Raw genomic sequence first — 17,578 nt, forward strand, 5'->3', positions numbered from 1 at the left:
AAATGTTATTAATACCTGGACCGGTTGAGGTACCGATATCTGTTCTCGATGCTGCCACATATCTTGATAATCACAGATCCTCGAAATTCCGGGAGATAATGGCGGAAAATGAGGAGATGCTTAATTATCTATCAGGTGCATATAAAACTGTCATGGTAACAGGATCAGGAACACTTGCTGTTGAATCAATGGTATTTTCACTTATAGATACAAACAAAAAGGTTCTTTCAATAAGTTATGGAAATTTTGGAGAGCGCCTTATAGATTCAATAAAAAGAAAAACAAAAAATGCAGAGTTTGTAAATTATAATGAATTGGATCCGGAAAGCCTTATTAAAGATATACAATCAAGAGACTACGATTATTTATTTTTGGTGCATAATGAAACTTCAAACGGCACAGCATTGTATAATATAAAGGAAATTGTAAAAATAGTAAAATCAAAAAATGCCAAACTCTTAATAGATGATGTTTCAGGATATGCAGGATACAATTTAAATATGGATGGTATATATGCAATGGCCACTGGCAGCCAGAAGAATATAGCATGTGTTCCTGGAATAGCAATAATATTCCTATCCAAGGATGCATACAATGATGTAATGGAAATGGATATGTCAGGTGTCCCATTTTATCTTGATTTAAAAACATCATTAAAATTCCTTGAAAAAAATGAAACGGCATATACACCTGCTACAGGGATATTTAATGCGCTTAACGTTGCATTAAAAATATTAAAGGATGAAACCATAGAAAAAAGGGCAAAACGCATAGCTGCATCCTCTGAGTTTATAAGAAAAATGCTTAATCAGAATAATATACAGATATTTGGAAATTCAGATACATATTCAAGTACTGTGGTGTGCTTTTATGATAATAATAATAGTGAAAAGATTAAATTACTTGCAGAAAAAAATATAGTTGTTGCCAAGGGCATGGGAATGATATCGGGAAATACAATTAGAATTGGAACCATGGGCATGATAAATGATGTTTATATCAAAAAATTCCTTGATGCATATTTTTCTTTAAGCAATATTAATGAAACAATTGACGAGAATGATATACCAAAGGAGACAAGACTTCCAGAATACCTTTACAAGGAAATGAACCTAGCATAAGTTTATAATTATATTATAATTAAATTTTATATTAAATTAAATTTTTTTAGTCCCCCAAGTCCTTTAATTCCTTATTTGAAAACAGTATCTCCCTCAATTCCCTGTCAAGCTGCGGGTCATTTCTTCTAAGGTATTCAAGTAATAATGAAAAATGCTCCTTCTCATCATCACGGTTATGCTCTATTACATCCCTAAGATTTTTATCCTTTGTTGCATACGCCCGTTCATCATAGAACATTATTGCCTGCATTTCCTCTATTAGTGACTGCCTTGCCCTTGAAAGGTCCTTTGTCCTTTCATCCAGACTGCCTTCTGATTCATAAACTGGCATATTTCTCACTCCGTTTTTGATAAATTCTTGGCCTCCTTTACTTCCTCCTCGGGAGCATCCTGGTATGTGAGCCACCATGCATAGCCGCGGTATTTTTTCATTCTTTCAGGTATATCATTCATTGTTGCTGGTGGAGGATTTATAAACGCTGATTTTATTAGTTCATTATTTGGCCAGTTTGCAGGTGTTGCTATTTTAAATTTATCAACCATTTGCAATGCCTTTATCATTCTCAGTATTTCAGATATGTTTCTTCCTATTTCAAGTGGATAATATAATATTGCCCGAACAGTTGATTTATTATCGACTATGAACACCGCCCTTACTGTTGATGTTGCTGATTCTGCATGTATCATGCCGAGATTCCTTGCAACATTTCCCATAGGGTCTGCTATTATTGGGAATTTTATATCTATTTTTAAATTATCATGAATCCAATTTATCCATTCCATGTGTGATATCTTTGAATCAACGCTTAATCCTATCAGTTCTGTATTTAATTTCTTAAATTCATCGCTTCTCTGTGCAAATGAAAAAAATTCTGTTGTACATACCGGTGTAAAGTCGCCAGGGTGGCTGAATAATACAAACCACTTTCCTGAATAATCGTCAGGAAGCTTCTTGGCACCTTGCGTGGTTATAACATCCATCTCCGGAAATTTCTCACCTATCAAAGGCATTTTATTTTCCATGTTTATCACATTGATATATACAAGTGGTTAATAAAGTTATTTATTTTATCAATCTTAATGAATGATTATATAAAAAAAATATACAAATAAACATTATCATAAACCTAAAACATTTCAAATATTGATAAATGACACCATAATTGATAAACTGTTTAAATATATATGAAAAATTAAGTTTAAGAACTTTTTATTCTAAACTGAAATTTAATCTTTTATGGCCCTTTCCCTTGTTTTCTATTTTTCCCATTATTATTTTTCCAACTTCTCTGGTATTTTTAACATGTGTTCCACCGTCAGCCTGAAAATCAAAATTCTCTATTTCAATTATACGTACATGATCAAGTTTCTTTATTAATTCTCTTCCTGGCTCTGTTCTGGCAAGACCGGGAATATTTAGAGCCTCATCACGGGATATATCCCTCTGAAAAACTTTTAGGCCCTTATTCACTATATCATTGGCCTCATCTATGATTTTAGATATTTTTTCCCTATCAATCTCTTTAAAATCGAAATCAACCCTTGCATGATCCTCATAAATCTGACCCCCGGTGATAAGACCTTCATCACTGTAATTATTATTAACAACACCATCAATTATATGCACAGCTGTGTGATACCGCATGTGTATGTATCTTCTATCCCAGTCTATTTTTCCATGCACATGGGCTCCTGGGGTTAACGATGAATTGGGATCTAAAACATGAATAATATCATCGCCCTCCTTATAAACATCTATAACGTTGTATGTTGTGCCATCCTGATTAACCGTACCGGTATCATTTGGCTGACCACCACTGGTTGGATAAAATAAAGTTCGATCTAATATAAACTTATTTCCATCAACAGAAACAACTTTTGCATCAAACTCAGTTCCATACATATCTGTATAATATAGCTTTTCGGTCATTCTTTAAAATATGGCAAGATTATATATTAATGTAATCATATAATAAATATAGTACACAAATTTGTGCAGAAATCTTTAAATAGTAGTTTAAAATACTTAATCGATAAATATGGCATTGATAAGAGATGAAGATAAAAAATACCTAATGGATGAATTTGCAAAAAAGCTAAAAAACCCTGTGGATCTGGTTGTATTTACATCCAATAATACAGACTGCAAATACTGCAAGGAAACAGTACAGCTTGCCGAGGAGGTTGCCACATTAAGCGACAAGATAAATCTGGTAAAATATGTATATGAGACCGATAAAGATCTTGTTGAAAAGTACGGTGTTGAAAAGTATCCAGCTACCATAGTGGCCCCAAAAGGTGTCGTGGATGGCAGGATAGTTTATTACGGTATTCCCTCAGGATATGAATTCGGATCATTAATAGAGGATCTAGAAAACGTTTCAATAGGTGATGCTGACGTGTCCAAAAAGGCTGTTGAACTGATTTCAAAGGTGGATAAACCAATCACAATAAAGGTTTATGTAACACCAACATGCCAGTACTGCCCAAGGGCCGTTGGAACAGCACATAAATTTGCGCTGCTTAACAAAAACATAAAAGGAGAGATGATAGAATCTCTTGAGTTCGATCAGGAAGCTTCAGATGTTGGTGTTTCTGCAGTACCGCATATAGTGATAAATGATGATGTTACTTTTGTTGGGGCATATCCTGACGACCAGTTTGCGGAATATGTAATGGAAGCATATAACCACGAAGAATAAAAATAATTATTTAATTATAAATTTTTTAAATTTTAATCTTGAAATAAAAACTAAAAGTAAAAATTTTAAATAATGCGTTTTAATAATGGTATTACTGCCATCGTAGCTCAGTTGGTAGAGCAGCTGATTTGTAATCAGCAGGTCGGGGGATCGAAACCCTCCGATGGCTTTAAATTATATTTATCCAAATTTTTTTATGATTTCCATATCCCTAGGGCAAGACCTATTATAAAAATTAGCACAAATAAAATTACGGTATTTGAACCAAGATGAAATACGGGAGCAAAATTTGATAGATAATGCGTGGTAAATGAAATTATGGTGGCCAATGATGGCACGCCTATTAAAACCATACCGAGAAAAATACCAATAATTAGTGCTATTAGTAATAATATAACTGCTAAAACTGATTTTTTAGCTATAAAGCCAAATATATAACCATCCAAAAATAGCAATAATAAAGTTATGTACGGTGCAAATGATTGGAGATAATGCGGATATAACATTAGAACTCTAAGCAAAAATCTGTATTAATATTTTGTTATAAAGTGTTAAAAATATATGCTAATAATTTGATTATTAAGATGTCAAAATTTTTTTATTCTGACATGGTTTTACAATATAAAATGATTAACAAAAATGATAGGATGAGGTGTTTTATTGCATCGCCGGTAACTTTAAGCCAGGAATTATACAATGGAATACAACTTCCGGGAAAGAAGGTTGATTTAAATCTGCTTCATATTACATATTACTTCCTTGGGAATATAGATAAAAAATATGCAAAAATGGTATGTGATATTATAAAAAATATCGATGAAGGTGCAGTAAAAATACATATTAAGGGATTAAGCGGCTTTCCCAAAAAGGAAGGTGCAAATATTGGATATCTAGACATTACAGGCAATGACCTCGATAAAATTTATTATAACATAATTAATAGTTTGGGGGTTAAAAATAATAATTTTAAACCACATATTACAATTTATAGATTTAAAAGAAAATTAGAACTGCCAGAAATAAAAATAAACTGCGAGATAAAAATTGACAGGGTATGCCTCTATAACAGTATATTTAATGGTAAAAGGATATATGAAGAGATGTGCTGTGCAATGTTAAAATAAAATTTTTTAAACTATATAGTTTGTTTTATCCTTTTCCTCATCCTTATTTTTTATAACAAGGTTTTCCTCATCGAACTCTATGTATGCTATTGAGTTAATTGGTATAAGGCGAATTTTTTGTGAATTGTTATCCTGAACACGAAAACCAAGAGCGCCCTCCTCACCAAGTATTGCATAACCAACGTACTCCCCATCAGTAATCATTGGTTTATCATCACCGCTGCCGGATATAACCCTGTACTTAGATCCTTTCTTAATTTCTATCATATCCATAAATGTATATTCTTTTTTTAGTTAAAACCTTATCTAAACTCAAAGAATAACATTTATTATTGTGGTATTATTATAACATTGGATGACGGCTGATATTAATAACCTGCATAATATATACATATCCATATATTTTAAATCCTTTAATGAACTTAAAAATGCTTTTGACTCGGGTATTTTAAAAAAAAATAATAATTATGAAATAAGATTCGATCTTTTTGAATTAAATGATAAAAACCCAGAGAATATTATTTCTTACATGAATGAAAACAAAATAAATTACATATTTACATACCGTGGTAGCAAAATAGCAGATATAATAAAAGTATATTCATATGCATTTAACAGGGCACCAATAATAGATATTGATATTTCCAACTTTTATTTTAAAAGAGATGATTTTCAGAAATCTAGGTTGATGCTATCATATCATGGTAATAATAACGATGATGTAAAAAATATATTAAAAAAAATGGAGATATATAATCCTGATATTTACAAGATAGCCTTAAATTATAATGATTATGAAAAATTCCTCAGGGACCTTTTAATAATAATGGATTTCAAAAAAAGAACCAATAAGGAAATGGCCTTTATACCAATGGGAGATAAAAATAGCTTTTTAAGGATATTTTCTTTAATGACAGTTTCAGATATTGGCTATGCAAAATTTAAAGAAAGCACAGCGCCAGGACAGTTAACTTTAGATAATTATAATGAAATTTTTGAAATACTTAAACATTAAATATATGTATTATCCCGTTTGCTATTAGATCGACAGCTATTGCTGTAAGTAACAATCCCATTATTCTGGAAATTACTATAGACCCTGTTTTTCCAATTTTTTCAAATATCTTAACTGAATATTTAAGAATAATAAAAGATGAAATAAGAACAAGCACTATTGCTATTATAGTTATGAATCTGGATGTTAATGCAATATTCTCTTCATTGAAAAATATAATAGCAGTGGTTATTGAACCAGGGCCTGCAAGAAGTGGGGTGCCAAGGGGTGCTATGGCAATTGCCTCCCTTTCAGAGGACTCCTCCTTTTCTGCCTGCGTCATTTTGGTCTGTGATATTTTTCCCTGAAGCATATCAAAACCAACCTTAAACAGAAGTGCGCCTCCTGCTATCTCAAAATCATACAAATTAATTCCAAGAATGTCAAAAATGTATATTCCAAGAAACATAAATCCAAAAATCATTCCTGATGCTGTGTAAACAGCCTTTCTTATTACATCCTTCCTTTCTTTTATTGTGTATCCGTCTGTTAGGGATATTAAAACCGGCACTGCGCCTATCGGATTCATTATGGCAAATAATGCCACGTATACTGTAACAAATGTAATAATCAATGTCATTTTAATCAGGATGCTTAACAAATATTAATTATTTTGTGAGTATAAAAATTGTTTTATAATTAAAGATAAATTTATTGATATGTTCTGTCATCATTATAATTATAATAGGTATTATATTCACTCTTCTGAGATCCTGTAGCCTCCTGATTCATGGCATTATACATGCTTCCATAGTACTTCTTTATTTTCTCCTCAACCGGTATGTAAAGTGAAAGCGCCTCCTTAACATCATCTTTTTCTATGAGCTTGTGCTGCTTTTCCACTGCCATGTCTCCTGCGGCCCTTATAAGACCGCCCAGTTCCCTAAGTCTTAATGTAAGTGAGTTTTCCTTATGATCTTCCTTTGCCCTGCGCCTGCCCTCGTCTATAATTATTCTGGCAGCATCCATGGTCATGTGTGGTATTTTTCCGTCTATATTTATTTCCTGGGCTATAAACTGCAGGTATTTTAGTCTATTCTGGGGATTATCTGGCATTGCTATTTCCATAAGTATTTCATAACCATTACCGATAATTCTTGACCTTAATGGACTTAATATGTACTGTAAATCCTGTATGTTACATGCTGCAACAAGTATAAAATCGGTTGGAACATCGTCAACCCTTACACTTGCACCTGCGCTCTGTGGATTCCTGCCTATGATCGGGAATTTTCTTTCCTGCATTGCAGTTAATATAAATCTCTGAAGATTTCCTAAATGTGTGATTTCATCAATAAAAAGAACACCTTCATGGGCCATATGTACTGCACCGGCAACAACCCTTTCATATGGTAACGTCCCAAGCTGTGGATGACCACCATAGGGATCGTGCCTAACATCCCCTAAAAGTTCAGTTTCACTTGCACCTGTTGCAAGTACAAAGGGATTTCTATCTATTGGAACTATTACCTTGCTTGGACTTTTTTTCTCCATTTTTCTTCTTTTTTCAAGTGTTTTCTCATCAAGGACCCTTATTTTATCCCCAAATTTTTCGTAAACAACTATTTCCTCTTTATCCCCTATTCTTCTTGTTTGTGTTACCCTGTCGTTTGTGTTATTAACTCCAAAAGCAACGCCTATCACATTAAAAACGTCATTAAATGGACCCTGTGCACTGTTTATAATTTTACTGTTATTACAGTTTGGGCATATATTTTCAGTTGGTGGGGAATAAAATCCACAGTGCGGGCAGCGATAGCCTAAACGCTCGGCAACGTTCTGGGGTGCGTCCTTTGGATCTATAATCTGGCCTTCTATAGAATTTAGCTCATTCTTTTCCTTCTCTATTTCATCTATAGTTTTTACCTCTATAAATGGTCTCTCTGGATATGCAGGATTATGAACAACCCGGATCTCTTCCCTTGGTCTTTCAATATAAAATGACATGGCCTGTGCTATCATGGATTTACCAACACCTGGCGGACCAACAAGCAGTAGATTTCTACGCTGTTTTGCGGCAAGTAATGCAAGCCTAACGGCTTCTGGCTGGCCTATAACCCTATCAAGTGGATTTGTTGGAATTTTAACATATGAGGTATCTGGATAATCATTAAGATTTACATATGATCCCATGTAACCACCCTTATATTCTCAGGCTTTTTAGTCACATGGCCTATCTTCATGCCATAGATGTTTTTGATTCCAATGGTATATGCAGTATCTATTAATCTCTGTGTAATTATTCCACCTGTGATTAATGTATTTGCTCCGGTAATACCATCAAGCATATCAACGCCAGTTGATACTGGGTATTTCCCTAATGAATTTGAATCCTGATCAAATATTTCCATGTTCTTTTCCTCAAATAATTCCTCCAGTTTATTCTTTATAAATTTTGGGTCATTTATATTGTTCTTTATCTCCTCCACTTCCTGGACAGTAGCTTCTGAGGCCTGTACTTCCTTAACCTGTTCTTTATGATTTGTCTTATCTTCGTTTTTATGTTCTTCCCTTGAATCTGATCTGGATTCTTTTACCTCTTTTTCTGCAGGCTTTTCGGAGTGTTTTTCCTGATGATCTAATTTATTGTTTTCCTCAATCTTCTGTTTTTCCATATTTGATTTTTCGGTAAATTCTTTTAGCTCTTCTATCATGCCGTGTGATTCAAGATACTGTTCAACTGGAGTTTTATATTTTAAAGCCTTTACTATCTGTTTATATGTAAGTTCCTCAACCTCTGTTCCTGGTGGGGCTCTGGCAATAAAGTCAACATCTGCCACCTGAAGCATTTCTTTTATTATTAAATCCCCGCCATGGTCTCCATCCACAAATAATGTTACCGTTCTGGATTTTGAGAGTTCCTTGACGGTTTTAGGCACACTTGTTCCCTGAACTGCTATTGTATTTTTTATACCATATCTTAACAGATTTAGAACATCATTTCTGCCCTCAACAACTATTATTGAGTCGGAATTGTTAATTGCAGGACCTGCAGGCAGATGTTCTTCACCATATGATATTATTTCCTTTTTCTCAACCTCCTCTCTGACAGATTGAATTATGCTCTCGCTAAGGCTCTTACCATTCTCACCCATTTTTTTATATAATTCCTCTGCCCTCTGGATTACCCTGTCACGCTTGTTAATTCTTACATCCTCAACATCCTCTATTTCAACCTTGGCCTTGCATGGACCTATTCTGTCTATAGTTTCCAGGGCTGCGGCAAGTATGGAACTTTCAACTTGATCAAGGCCGGAGGGAATTAACACAAACCCCTCAGTTCTGCCCTTCTTGGTATCAATTTCTACCTCTATTCTGCCAATCTTTCCACTCTTCTGAAGGTCCCTTAAATCTAATTCATCACCAAGTAAACCCTCGGTTTGGCCAAAGATTGCACCAACCACATCAGGTTTTTCAACAACACCATCAGTTATTATTTTAGCCTTAATTAGGTATTTGGTTATATTTGGATCGACATTCACTATTATCACCGTTGTTATTTATTTGATTGATTATATTATGATAATATCAATTATCATTTATAATGTTATGTTTAAAATGTATATAATCTATTCGTTATTAGCCTTTTATAAATAAATATACCAGAAATTAAACCACTGAATTTATGATGGTAATGAATTTCCTGAATTATATTAAGGTACAGATTGCCGATAATTTAATATCCTCATATAATTAAGATACAATATTCAAATCTGGATAAATAATAAGAGTATTAACAAACGCGCTGATTGTAGTCTTAAGATTAAAATTATATAAGTATATATATCATTCAATCTTTATGATATTTATGCTGCTGGTCTTAAACGAATACCTAAAGGAATACCCCGTAAAAAAAAAGATAGTTCAGGCACTTTACAATAATGGTATATCCGTTAAGGGAGACAAACTTTTTTTAAATAATGTTGAGGTTTCAATAAGCAGCCTTGCAAACGCACTTAATGTAAATAGGAGAACGTTATATGAAACAATTAAGTTTATTAATAAAAATGATGTGGTTAGAACCATAATGGAAAATATATCGGTTATACCGGATATATCAAAAATATCGCTGTTAATGGGCTATGAGATAGTAACAATCTATATAAATATAGGATCATTTCCAAAGGTATTATGGGAGGTAATGTGCCTGATTAAAAAATATTCTTCTTATATTAAGGAAATGTATTCCATGAATTCTGATCTTGAATCTAATTTTATAAGAATTATTTTTTATAGTGAAATAGATAAAAATATATTCAGGGAAATAGACGAGATACCCGGAATAAATAGAATAGTTATCAATTCACCGGTAAAATTAAACATAATATGTAACAAGTGCGAGATTAAAATCTGCCCGCATAAGATATCATCTGAATTAAGCAAAACTGACATCTTATAAAAATATCCGACATCTTAATTTTGAAAGAAATTTTTTATTAAGATTATTTGATTGTTGATTTTTAAGACTTAAATGAAATAAGTTTTATATTGTTTAAAAAAGTTTTTATACGATATTAATAATATTAGAACGTGGATGTTAGGAAAGAACTTATTAAAAAAATATACGAGTTCTTAAAACAGAACGGATTTAATGTATCTGAGCCGGATCTATATGGCCTCGTTACATTTGATATAGTTTGCAGAAGAGATAATGAAAAATATATAATTAAGGTTCTTTATAATATTGACACGTTTAGCAAACTGAGTGTTTCATCATTATTAAAAATGGAAAAAATAACCGGATCCATAGCAGTAATTATTGGAGAAAAAACTGGAACTGGAGCATTAGAAGATGGTGTGTTATATTTCAGGCACGGCCTCCCAATATTTTCATTCCAAACATTTAAGGAATATATTAATGGACAGAAACCCTATATATATTCTGCTCCCGGCGGCTTCTATGTTAAAATAGATGGAGAAAAGATGAGAGAGATAAGAAATAGCAAGAATTTTTCAATAGGATATATTTCCCAGAAATTGGGTGTTTCCAGAAGGTCCATATCTCTTTACGAATCTGGAAGCTCTGCAACAATAGATATATATCTAAAGCTTGAAAACATACTTGGTGATGATATAAGCAGGGAGGTGGATATTTCCACACTTAAAGAAAATATAAATGTAGAGGAAGAGGATATAAATGATGTATTTATAAAAGAAGTTTTTAAAATAATAAACAGCTTTGGTTACATATCTGAATACATAAGCAGGAATCCATTTAATGGCCTTTCATATGATGTTCAATCATTCCTTATGATAGGAGCCTTTAACAATGCCGAGGAAAATTCTGAAAAAATAATGTCCATAAAAAAAATAAGTGATGTTCTTGGTGATATACCAGTAATTATTAATAGGACATATTCAACAAGAGAGAATATATATGGATGCCCCGTCGTAAATATCAGGGATTTAATGAATATAAATGATAGGGATACATTTAAAAAAATTTTAGTTGAAAGGCTATGATGGAAAAAATAAATGATAATTTCTATATATTTGGTGGAATAAAGGGTTTAATACGTGATGGCGATGAATTAAAAAGGCAGCTGTATTTTGTCAAACCAGAAATTATGATGATTACCATATCACCGGAGGAGGTTAAGGGCATAAAATATTTTATTGAGAATCCCTTTGAAATGACGCTTTCGGATTATGAAATTATATATGGTGTTAATCTCTCGAAATACGGCGAGGTTATGACGCCATCACCAGTGTACATAGAGGCTGCAAGATATTCAATTGATAATAACATTGAGCTTATAGGACTTGATATGAATGAGGATGAATATCAGAGGGCATATTCAAGAGATGTTAAAACCCTTGACCTTATAAGGCACTCAATAAGGAAAAAAAGGATAAGCAGGACAGCATTTAATAACAAGACGCCTGAAGAATATGTTGATGAATGGAATAAAATGGTTGATATAAACGGATTTAAAAAACTAAATGAGGAACGCCTGGTATATATTGAAAAACGTATAAATGAAATTTTAAATGAAAAAAATAATGAGTTAAAGATGTGCATATCCGATTACGATTTTTATAAAGACCTTGTTAAATATTTTAAAAACAGGAACCGGAATTAAATCCTGTCCTTGAAAACTATGTATATCTCACGCGATTCAGATCTGGATGCCCTTGGCTTTGTAATTTTATTAAACGAATAATACTGCTTCCATTTATTTATAAAATTACCCGTTTCATCTCCCTGGAACTGTTTTATAACAACATTACCATGCTGTGAAAGCAATTTTAATGCCATCTCCATTACCGCAGTACCAAGCAGGTAGGATTCATAATGATCCCGCTCCCCAATTCCACTGGTTTTTACCATGGCATCTGATAGTATAACATCTATTTTTTCAATTCCCTCCCCTTCCATAGTTTTTTGTATAATATTTATTATATCAGGGTCCTTTATATCTCCCTGAATAAATATAACACCATCTATTGGTTTCATCCTGTTTATATCAACAGAGATTACTGGCCTTCCGGTTATTGTTCTGATGACCTGGGTCCAGCCACCGGGTGATGCACCAATCTCAAGGACGTTTGAATTTTCTGATATAACATTGAATTTTTCCTGTATCTCCATTAATTTAAATGCTGCCCTGCTGCGTAAATTATCCTTTTTAGCCTTTATATAATATTTATCCTTTCTGTTCATAATAATTTCTTTTATTCTCCTATATATTTTTTGTATTCCTCTGCTGTTAGGAAATTATACTTTTCATCGTCAAGTTTTATTTTCACTATCCAGTTTTTGTATGGGTCCTCGTTTACAAGTTCAGGTGACTTTTCGAGTTCCATATTAATCTCTATAACCTTGCCGTTAACTGGTGAATAAACATCCTCTGCAGATTTTACGGATTCAATTGTTAAAAGCACATCCCCAATTTTTTTGTCGTCTCCAGGCTTTGGCATATCAATATATACTATGTCTGTAAGCTGCTGCTGTGCATAATCACTTATGCCTATGGTTGCCACACCTGCATCCACACTGAACCATTCATGTGTTTTTGTGTATTTTAACTCCTCCGGTATTCTTGACATAAATGTATATATTAAATATGTATAAAATATATTTTATATTTAAAATAATTGATCAATGCTGCGGTTTTTTATTTCCATGTTAATTTCAGAAATAAAATCCTGAAGGTTATATGACCTTGTTTTATCCTTGCGGTTTCTAACAGAGACTGTATTGCTTATTTTTTCCTTTTCACCAACAACTATAATATATGAAACCCTCATTGGTCTTATAAGTTTTATTTTCTTAGATATGGTATTTCCAGAAAGGTCGAGTTTGGATCTTATATGATTTTTAACAAGCTCACTGTGGACATACGAGGCATAATCGTTATAATTCTCAGATACAGGAACCACATAGGTCTGCACAGGGGAAAGCCATGTCGGCATCTTTCCGTTGAAGTGCTCTAAAAGGATTGCAATAAATCTTTCGTAGCTTCCATAAATGGCCCTGTGAAGTATAACCGGCCTTGATTTTTTGCCATCTGAATCCACATATGTTAAATCAAAGTTTATGGGCATGAAGAAATCCAGCTGTATTGTTGAAAGCTGCCAGAATCTTCCAAGGGCATCCTTAACATGTATGTCAATTTTTGGGCCGTAAAATGCGGCATCCCCTGGATTTTCCTTGTATTTTAAATTTAGATCTTCCAGTGCGCTTCTAAGATTATCTGTGGCATTATCCCACATTGAGAAATCAACCTCCAGATTTGTTGAACCGCATTTAGGGCATTTTAATACACCTGATGCAGCCCTCATTTCAAATTTTTCACCACAATCCCTGCAAATGTATGATAGCAGGTAATTCTGTGGGTTTGATTTATCTATAGTGCTTAAATCGTATGATATTTCAGATTCCCCCATTATTGTCCTAAAAACATCAGGGATTATTTTTATGAGAGATGATACCTCATCAAAAATTTGATCCGGTCTTAAAAATCCATGACCATCATCTATGGTAAATGCCCTTGGCCTTGTAAGACCACCCATCTCACCAGATTTTTCATAACGGTAAACTGTGCCGGCCTCAGAATATTTAATGGGCATTTCACGGTAACTGTGAACAGAACGCTGGTATATTGCTATATGCCCGGGGCAGTTCATGGGTTTAAGACCATAATCGTCCCCGTTGCTCAATTTAAACAGAAACATATCGTTTTTGTACTTATCGTAATGACCTGATTCCTTCCATATGATGTCACGGTATGCATGCGGTGTCCAGACATCCTCCCAGCCATTTTTTTCATTAAGTTCCCTCATGTAATTTATTAGTTCATTCCTTATGATTGCGCCATTTGGCGTGTAAAATGGAAAGCCAGGGGCACGTTCATCAAATAAAAATAAGTCCATTTCCTGGCCAATTTTTCTGTGATCCCTTTTCATTGCCTCTTCCCTTCTTTGAAGGAAATCTTTTAACATTTTCTGATCAGGGAATGATGTGCCATAAATTCTCACCATTTTTTGCTTGTTTATATCACCCTCATAATTGGTGCTTGCAACAGACAAAAGTTTAAAGGCTTTTATATACCCTGTTGACGGCACATGCGGGCCACGGCAGAATTCAATGTAATTGCCCTGTCTGTAAATATTGGATATTTCACCATCCTTAAGGTTTTCATTTATTTTATCTATTTTATAAGGGTTATCCTTAAATATCTCAAGCATTGCATTTTTATCCTGCCTTATTTTTTCTATTTTTAAATTTTTTGATGCAATTTCCCTCATTTTTTCCTCTATTTTTGGGAAATCATCCACTGATATTGGTGGCATATCAAAATCGTAATAGAATACATCAGAATCCTCATTGCTTGTATTGGGCTTTGCACCAGGATATAAATCAACAATAGCGTTTGCAAGCAAATGGGCGGTGCTATGCCTTAATATTTTTAGACCATCATCGGAGTATATATTAATTAATTCAACTTCTCCTGATTCGCTGGCTGTATCATCAAGGTCATGTAAAACGCCATTCTGTTTTGCAGCAATTATTAAATGCTTTGCCCTATCAGAAATAATATCTGAATACCTCTGGCCCTTTTCAATCCTGGCAGTAATATTAGAATTCATCCTCTATGCATTTTTAACGCATATATTAATTTATTTTTAATTATAAAGACTTTGGTGCATAAAAATATAAAAATATGATTTTATAATAATGTTAACCATGCAGAATATTATAGTAAACGGCAATGATATAAATAATATAAACGCCATAATAAAGCAGATTAAAAATTTACGGAAGGCAATGCCCGATGCATTTATAGAGGTTGTATTTACAAGAAATGCGGTAAAATCGCTATTAAAAGATTATCCGGAACTTAACAGGATAAAGGAACTCTTAGATATGAATATAAAAATAAATGCATGCAGAAATTCATTGAAAGAACAGAATATTGATGAGGACTTGATAGCGACAGATATTGGAATCGGCATAGTTGATGCTGGTGTCCAGGAAATTGTTGAAAAACAGCTTATGGGATATGCATATTTGCAGCTATAAGTATTTTTCAACATAATATTTAAGTGAAACCGCATTATTATGCATCTCATTTCTTGAGGAATACAAAAATGTTACAACATGATGATCCCTAATTATATCTTTTAGGGTTTCTGTTGCATTATTTTTTGAGAGCTCCTCGTAATATTTTTTATTAAATTCATCCCATTTTGAATCCTCATGGTTAAACCATTTCCTTAAATCGTTTGATGGCGCTATGTCACTTAGCCATAAATCTATGTGTGCCTCTGATTTTTTAATACCACGCGGCCATAGACGTTCCACAAGTATTCTAAATCCATCATCCTGCGAATATGGCAAGTAAATTCTTTTTAATTTTATCATTTTATGATCTCCATTCATACTATGTAGGTTACAGTTTCTGTTAACCATGTTAACATACACCTTTGGAAGTTATCATCTCTTTGATGCTTAAACTTCCTGGATACACCCCAATACCCTCTATCCCGTTGGCAAATGCTTCAGGGATTGCCTTTTTTATAATATTATATGATACTTAATGAGGTTATCACATATTTTATTCTTAAAGTTTGTGGGTGAGCTACCTAATGCTAGGGAGATTCTGGCATCAAAGGTTGCAGAGGCACCATTGGAATCACAGATGGGATGGGTTCATGGGTCAAGGCAGACAAGAACATATATACATTTATCAATGAGGGACCAGGACAATGCAATATTAAAGGCCTATGGCATTAAAATAGATGAGAATAAAATCATTGAGCCGATGCCAAAGAAGTGCCCAAGGTGCAATGCATTAAATCCTGAGGATGCTAAATACTGCCATCCGAGGCAATACAAGGAATTGCAAAGAAGATAATTGAGGCTGCACCGAAATCATTTAAATCTAAAGTAATAGAGAATGTTTTAGAGGAGATACTAAAGGACCAGGAATTGTTAAAGAAGTTCGGGGATGAGATGAAAAAATAAGGTTAGTTTTTAGGATCTCCTGGTATTTTATATAATAAAAGGCCATAAGATAATTCAATGAATAATCCAAAATTATCGTTGGTATTATAAAGGTAAAAATTGAGCAATACAATTCCATAGATAATAGTATCATGGTTATTGAAAATGCAATAAATATAAAAATTAGATAATTTTTATATGCATAAAGCCTGAGATGGTATTTATTTTCATCGTTAAGAAACCTTCCGAAAACAAGAAAGTATATTGTGAATATTTCATTATTAACCGGGGTTTATATTTACACAAAATATGGTACAGAACCAAACTTTTATATTTATGCAGGTGCCGGGATTTGAACCCGGGTCGAAAGCTTGGAAGGCTTCCGTGCTACCAGGCTACACCACACCTGCGCAGTTTCATAATTACAATTAAGATTATTTATTTTTCTATTATTATGAGGTTATAAAGAATTTAAATGTCTCACTGGTACTCTTGTATGAAGATTTTTCTGTAATATGAACATAATATGTGCTTCCAGGGCTTACAGAAGTTAAATTAAAGTATACATCATTATTTGATTCAGTATAGTTAACAGGCCTGGTTATCCCCGAACTGGTTTCATTTATGTATATTGCTGTTATTGGATATTTGTAGTCTGTATGATACCTCAGGTGATCCGTTGTTGTACCATTAAATGGTATGTCATATTTTCCACTCACCTCTGTTAAATTTGTCCAGTGATTGTTATTTTCAAACTGCAAGTTTACTATTTCTGGGCCTGAAATTAGGTGCACTGGGGGATTTAATGCGATTATCCAGAATATAAACCATGTTATTATTAATTCACCGTACATATATATTTTATGTGAGGTCTGTTTTGGCAAACCTATTTTCAAAAATTTGATAATTCTGTTTAAAAAATATAAAATTGCTATTAGCAAAAGGACGCCAAGATACCAGAAACCGTATATTTCAAAAAATGCAGATAATATACCAACAACCAAACCTATTAAAAAGACAAATATAATGGCCTTTGCCCTTTCCCTTTCATATTTCAGGTAACCTTTTTTATCGAACGGTGGTTCAACGAAAATTGGTTCATCTTTCTTTGGATTTGCCATGACTTC

Annotated in this window: 22 protein-coding genes and 2 tRNA genes; 10 read left to right on the forward strand and 14 right to left on the reverse strand. The window is 33.3% G+C overall.

Annotated elements, in window-relative coordinates:
* The first annotated feature begins 2 nt into the window (after nucleotides 1–2).
* Nucleotides 3–1,121: an alanine--glyoxylate aminotransferase family protein gene (locus tag QXW15_RS00830; protein ID WP_054964256.1), complete on the forward strand. Its 1,119-nt coding sequence runs from the start codon at nucleotides 3–5 to the stop codon at nucleotides 1,119–1,121.
* A gap of 46 nt (nucleotides 1,122–1,167) precedes the next feature.
* Here the strand turns inward: QXW15_RS00830 and QXW15_RS00835 are convergent, their stop codons facing one another.
* The 3 genes from QXW15_RS00835 to alaXM form a co-directional block, all read right to left on the reverse strand.
* Complete coding sequence (locus QXW15_RS00835; protein WP_048101859.1) at nucleotides 1,168–1,452, reverse strand: ferritin; 285 nt, start codon at nucleotides 1,450–1,452, stop codon at nucleotides 1,168–1,170.
* 5 nt (nucleotides 1,453–1,457) lie between these two features.
* The gene (locus QXW15_RS00840) at nucleotides 1,458–2,144 is read right to left on the reverse strand and encodes a peroxiredoxin (protein WP_048101784.1); all 687 of its coding nucleotides are present in this window, start codon (nucleotides 2,142–2,144) and stop codon (nucleotides 1,458–1,460) included.
* A 187-nt stretch (nucleotides 2,145–2,331) separates the two neighbouring features.
* A complete protein-coding gene (gene alaXM / locus QXW15_RS00845) occupies nucleotides 2,332–3,051 on the reverse strand; it encodes an alanyl-tRNA editing protein AlaXM (protein ID WP_048101785.1) in 720 nt (239 codons plus the stop codon).
* Nucleotides 3,052–3,160: 109 nt separating this feature from the next.
* On the opposite strand from alaXM, the gene pdo reads away from it, so the two are divergent.
* Nucleotides 3,161–3,823, forward strand: a complete 663-nt coding sequence (pdo, locus tag QXW15_RS00850) for a protein disulfide oxidoreductase (protein WP_048101786.1) — start codon at nucleotides 3,161–3,163, stop codon at nucleotides 3,821–3,823.
* A 96-nt stretch (nucleotides 3,824–3,919) separates the two neighbouring features.
* A tRNA-Thr gene (locus QXW15_RS00855) sits at nucleotides 3,920–3,992 on the forward strand.
* A 25-nt stretch (nucleotides 3,993–4,017) separates the two neighbouring features.
* Here QXW15_RS00855 and QXW15_RS00860 read toward each other — a convergent pair.
* A complete protein-coding gene (locus QXW15_RS00860) occupies nucleotides 4,018–4,329 on the reverse strand; it encodes a hypothetical protein (RefSeq protein ID WP_342789749.1) in 312 nt (103 codons plus the stop codon).
* A 120-nt stretch (nucleotides 4,330–4,449) separates the two neighbouring features.
* Here QXW15_RS00860 and QXW15_RS00865 point away from each other — a divergent pair, with 120 nt between their 5' ends.
* On the forward strand, nucleotides 4,450–4,947 hold the full coding sequence (locus tag QXW15_RS00865) for a 2'-5' RNA ligase family protein (RefSeq protein ID WP_342789751.1): 498 nt from the start codon (nucleotides 4,450–4,452) through the stop codon (nucleotides 4,945–4,947).
* A 6-nt stretch (nucleotides 4,948–4,953) separates the two neighbouring features.
* Here the strand turns inward: QXW15_RS00865 and QXW15_RS00870 are convergent, their stop codons facing one another.
* The gene (locus tag QXW15_RS00870) at nucleotides 4,954–5,220 is read right to left on the reverse strand and encodes a hypothetical protein (RefSeq protein ID WP_048101789.1); all 267 of its coding nucleotides are present in this window, start codon (nucleotides 5,218–5,220) and stop codon (nucleotides 4,954–4,956) included.
* Between the two features lie 82 nt (nucleotides 5,221–5,302).
* Here QXW15_RS00870 and QXW15_RS00875 point away from each other — a divergent pair, with 82 nt between their 5' ends.
* Nucleotides 5,303–5,962, forward strand: coding sequence for a type I 3-dehydroquinate dehydratase (locus QXW15_RS00875; protein ID WP_342789752.1), 660 nt, complete (start codon nucleotides 5,303–5,305; stop codon nucleotides 5,960–5,962).
* Here QXW15_RS00875 and QXW15_RS00880 read toward each other — a convergent pair.
* The 3 genes from QXW15_RS00880 to dnaG all read right to left on the reverse strand — a co-directional run bounded on the left by QXW15_RS00880 (nucleotide 5,952) and on the right by dnaG (nucleotide 9,483).
* On the reverse strand, nucleotides 5,952–6,581 hold the full coding sequence (locus QXW15_RS00880; RefSeq protein ID WP_054963971.1) for a MarC family protein: 630 nt from the start codon (nucleotides 6,579–6,581) through the stop codon (nucleotides 5,952–5,954). The two genes, QXW15_RS00875 and QXW15_RS00880, sit on opposite strands and share 11 nt — an antisense overlap.
* 71 nt (nucleotides 6,582–6,652) lie before the next feature.
* Complete coding sequence (locus QXW15_RS00885) at nucleotides 6,653–8,134, reverse strand: ATP-binding protein (RefSeq protein WP_342789754.1); 1,482 nt, start codon at nucleotides 8,132–8,134, stop codon at nucleotides 6,653–6,655.
* Nucleotides 8,119–9,483: a DNA primase DnaG gene (gene dnaG / locus QXW15_RS00890; RefSeq protein ID WP_342789755.1), complete on the reverse strand. Its 1,365-nt coding sequence runs from the start codon at nucleotides 9,481–9,483 to the stop codon at nucleotides 8,119–8,121. Before dnaG ends, QXW15_RS00885 begins: the two co-directional genes overlap by 16 nt.
* Before the next feature lie 317 nt (nucleotides 9,484–9,800).
* On the opposite strand from dnaG, the gene QXW15_RS00895 reads away from it, so the two are divergent.
* The 3 genes from QXW15_RS00895 to QXW15_RS00905 all read left to right on the forward strand — a co-directional run bounded on the left by QXW15_RS00895 (nucleotide 9,801) and on the right by QXW15_RS00905 (nucleotide 12,084).
* Nucleotides 9,801–10,400 carry a hypothetical protein gene (locus tag QXW15_RS00895; protein ID WP_052656782.1) on the forward strand — a complete coding sequence of 200 codons (600 nt, stop codon included), beginning with the start codon at nucleotides 9,801–9,803 and terminating at the stop codon, nucleotides 10,398–10,400.
* Between the two features lie 131 nt (nucleotides 10,401–10,531).
* Nucleotides 10,532–11,464, forward strand: coding sequence for a transcriptional regulator (locus tag QXW15_RS00900; protein WP_342789756.1), 933 nt, complete (start codon nucleotides 10,532–10,534; stop codon nucleotides 11,462–11,464).
* Nucleotides 11,464–12,084 (forward strand): hypothetical protein, encoded by a 621-nt coding sequence (locus QXW15_RS00905; RefSeq protein ID WP_342789757.1) that lies wholly within the window; start codon nucleotides 11,464–11,466, stop codon nucleotides 12,082–12,084. Before QXW15_RS00900 ends, QXW15_RS00905 begins: the two co-directional genes overlap by 1 nt.
* Here QXW15_RS00905 and QXW15_RS00910 read toward each other — a convergent pair.
* The 3 genes from QXW15_RS00910 to QXW15_RS00920 are packed head-to-tail and all read right to left on the reverse strand — an operon-like array spanning nucleotide 12,081 to nucleotide 15,094.
* A complete protein-coding gene (locus QXW15_RS00910; protein WP_342789758.1) occupies nucleotides 12,081–12,665 on the reverse strand; it encodes an RlmE family RNA methyltransferase in 585 nt (194 codons plus the stop codon). The genes QXW15_RS00905 and QXW15_RS00910 overlap by 4 nt on opposite strands.
* 11 nt (nucleotides 12,666–12,676) lie before the next feature.
* The gene (gene gcvH, locus QXW15_RS00915) at nucleotides 12,677–13,051 is read right to left on the reverse strand and encodes a glycine cleavage system protein GcvH (RefSeq protein WP_048101800.1); all 375 of its coding nucleotides are present in this window, start codon (nucleotides 13,049–13,051) and stop codon (nucleotides 12,677–12,679) included.
* Between the two features lie 39 nt (nucleotides 13,052–13,090).
* Nucleotides 13,091–15,094 carry an aminoacyl--tRNA ligase-related protein gene (locus QXW15_RS00920; protein WP_342789759.1) on the reverse strand — a complete coding sequence of 668 codons (2,004 nt, stop codon included), beginning with the start codon at nucleotides 15,092–15,094 and terminating at the stop codon, nucleotides 13,091–13,093.
* Nucleotides 15,095–15,191: 97 nt separating this feature from the next.
* Between QXW15_RS00920 and QXW15_RS00925 the strand changes: the two genes are divergently transcribed.
* Complete coding sequence (locus QXW15_RS00925; protein WP_342789760.1) at nucleotides 15,192–15,527, forward strand: DsrE family protein; 336 nt, start codon at nucleotides 15,192–15,194, stop codon at nucleotides 15,525–15,527.
* On the opposite strand, the gene QXW15_RS00930 is transcribed toward QXW15_RS00925, so the two are convergent.
* Nucleotides 15,522–15,869 carry a DUF488 domain-containing protein gene (locus QXW15_RS00930; protein ID WP_342789761.1) on the reverse strand — a complete coding sequence of 116 codons (348 nt, stop codon included), beginning with the start codon at nucleotides 15,867–15,869 and terminating at the stop codon, nucleotides 15,522–15,524. The genes QXW15_RS00925 and QXW15_RS00930 overlap by 6 nt on opposite strands.
* Before the next feature lie 208 nt (nucleotides 15,870–16,077).
* Here QXW15_RS00930 and QXW15_RS00935 point away from each other — a divergent pair, with 208 nt between their 5' ends.
* Nucleotides 16,078–16,362 (forward strand): hypothetical protein, encoded by a 285-nt coding sequence (locus QXW15_RS00935; RefSeq protein WP_342789762.1) that lies wholly within the window; start codon nucleotides 16,078–16,080, stop codon nucleotides 16,360–16,362.
* 426 nt (nucleotides 16,363–16,788) lie between these two features.
* Here QXW15_RS00935 and QXW15_RS00940 read toward each other — a convergent pair.
* Nucleotides 16,789–16,861 (reverse strand) — tRNA-Gly (locus tag QXW15_RS00940).
* A gap of 42 nt (nucleotides 16,862–16,903) precedes the next feature.
* Entirely contained in the window at nucleotides 16,904–17,572 is a 669-nt protein-coding gene (locus QXW15_RS00945) for a hypothetical protein (RefSeq protein ID WP_342789763.1), read from the reverse strand.
* Between the last annotated feature and the right edge of the window lie 6 nt (nucleotides 17,573–17,578).

The sequence above is a fragment of the Acidiplasma sp. genome (assembly GCF_038728925.1).
Lineage (GTDB): Archaea > Thermoplasmatota > Thermoplasmata > Thermoplasmatales > Thermoplasmataceae > Acidiplasma > Acidiplasma aeolicum.

Bases quoted from the DNA above. Each gene is read 5' to 3' on its own strand.
- QXW15_RS00925 (WP_342789760.1), top strand. From the start codon at position 15,192: ATGCAGAATATTATAGTAAACGGCAATGATATAAATAATATAAACGCC.
- QXW15_RS00945 (WP_342789763.1), bottom strand. From the start codon at position 17,572: ATGGCAAATCCAAAGAAAGATGAACCAATTTTCGTTGAACCACCGTTC.
- QXW15_RS00895 (WP_052656782.1), top strand. From the start codon at position 9,801: ATGATATTTATGCTGCTGGTCTTAAACGAATACCTAAAGGAATACCCC.
- QXW15_RS00930 (WP_342789761.1), bottom strand. From the start codon at position 15,869: ATGATAAAATTAAAAAGAATTTACTTGCCATATTCGCAGGATGATGGA.
- QXW15_RS00865 (WP_342789751.1), top strand. From the start codon at position 4,450: ATGATTAACAAAAATGATAGGATGAGGTGTTTTATTGCATCGCCGGTA.
- QXW15_RS00885 (WP_342789754.1), bottom strand. From the start codon at position 8,134: ATGGGATCATATGTAAATCTTAATGATTATCCAGATACCTCATATGTT.
- QXW15_RS00840 (WP_048101784.1), bottom strand. From the start codon at position 2,144: ATGGAAAATAAAATGCCTTTGATAGGTGAGAAATTTCCGGAGATGGAT.
- QXW15_RS00835 (WP_048101859.1), bottom strand. From the start codon at position 1,452: ATGCCAGTTTATGAATCAGAAGGCAGTCTGGATGAAAGGACAAAGGAC.
- QXW15_RS00910 (WP_342789758.1), bottom strand. From the start codon at position 12,665: ATGAACAGAAAGGATAAATATTATATAAAGGCTAAAAAGGATAATTTA.
- QXW15_RS00830 (WP_054964256.1), top strand. From the start codon at position 3: ATGTTATTAATACCTGGACCGGTTGAGGTACCGATATCTGTTCTCGAT.
- QXW15_RS00860 (WP_342789749.1), bottom strand. From the start codon at position 4,329: ATGTTATATCCGCATTATCTCCAATCATTTGCACCGTACATAACTTTA.
- QXW15_RS00920 (WP_342789759.1), bottom strand. From the start codon at position 15,094: ATGAATTCTAATATTACTGCCAGGATTGAAAAGGGCCAGAGGTATTCA.
- pdo (WP_048101786.1), top strand. From the start codon at position 3,161: ATGGCATTGATAAGAGATGAAGATAAAAAATACCTAATGGATGAATTT.
- QXW15_RS00905 (WP_342789757.1), top strand. From the start codon at position 11,464: ATGGAAAAAATAAATGATAATTTCTATATATTTGGTGGAATAAAGGGT.
- QXW15_RS00880 (WP_054963971.1), bottom strand. From the start codon at position 6,581: ATGACATTGATTATTACATTTGTTACAGTATACGTGGCATTATTTGCC.
- QXW15_RS00875 (WP_342789752.1), top strand. From the start codon at position 5,303: ATGACGGCTGATATTAATAACCTGCATAATATATACATATCCATATAT.
- alaXM (WP_048101785.1), bottom strand. From the start codon at position 3,051: ATGACCGAAAAGCTATATTATACAGATATGTATGGAACTGAGTTTGAT.
- QXW15_RS00870 (WP_048101789.1), bottom strand. From the start codon at position 5,220: ATGGATATGATAGAAATTAAGAAAGGATCTAAGTACAGGGTTATATCC.
- gcvH (WP_048101800.1), bottom strand. From the start codon at position 13,051: ATGTCAAGAATACCGGAGGAGTTAAAATACACAAAAACACATGAATGG.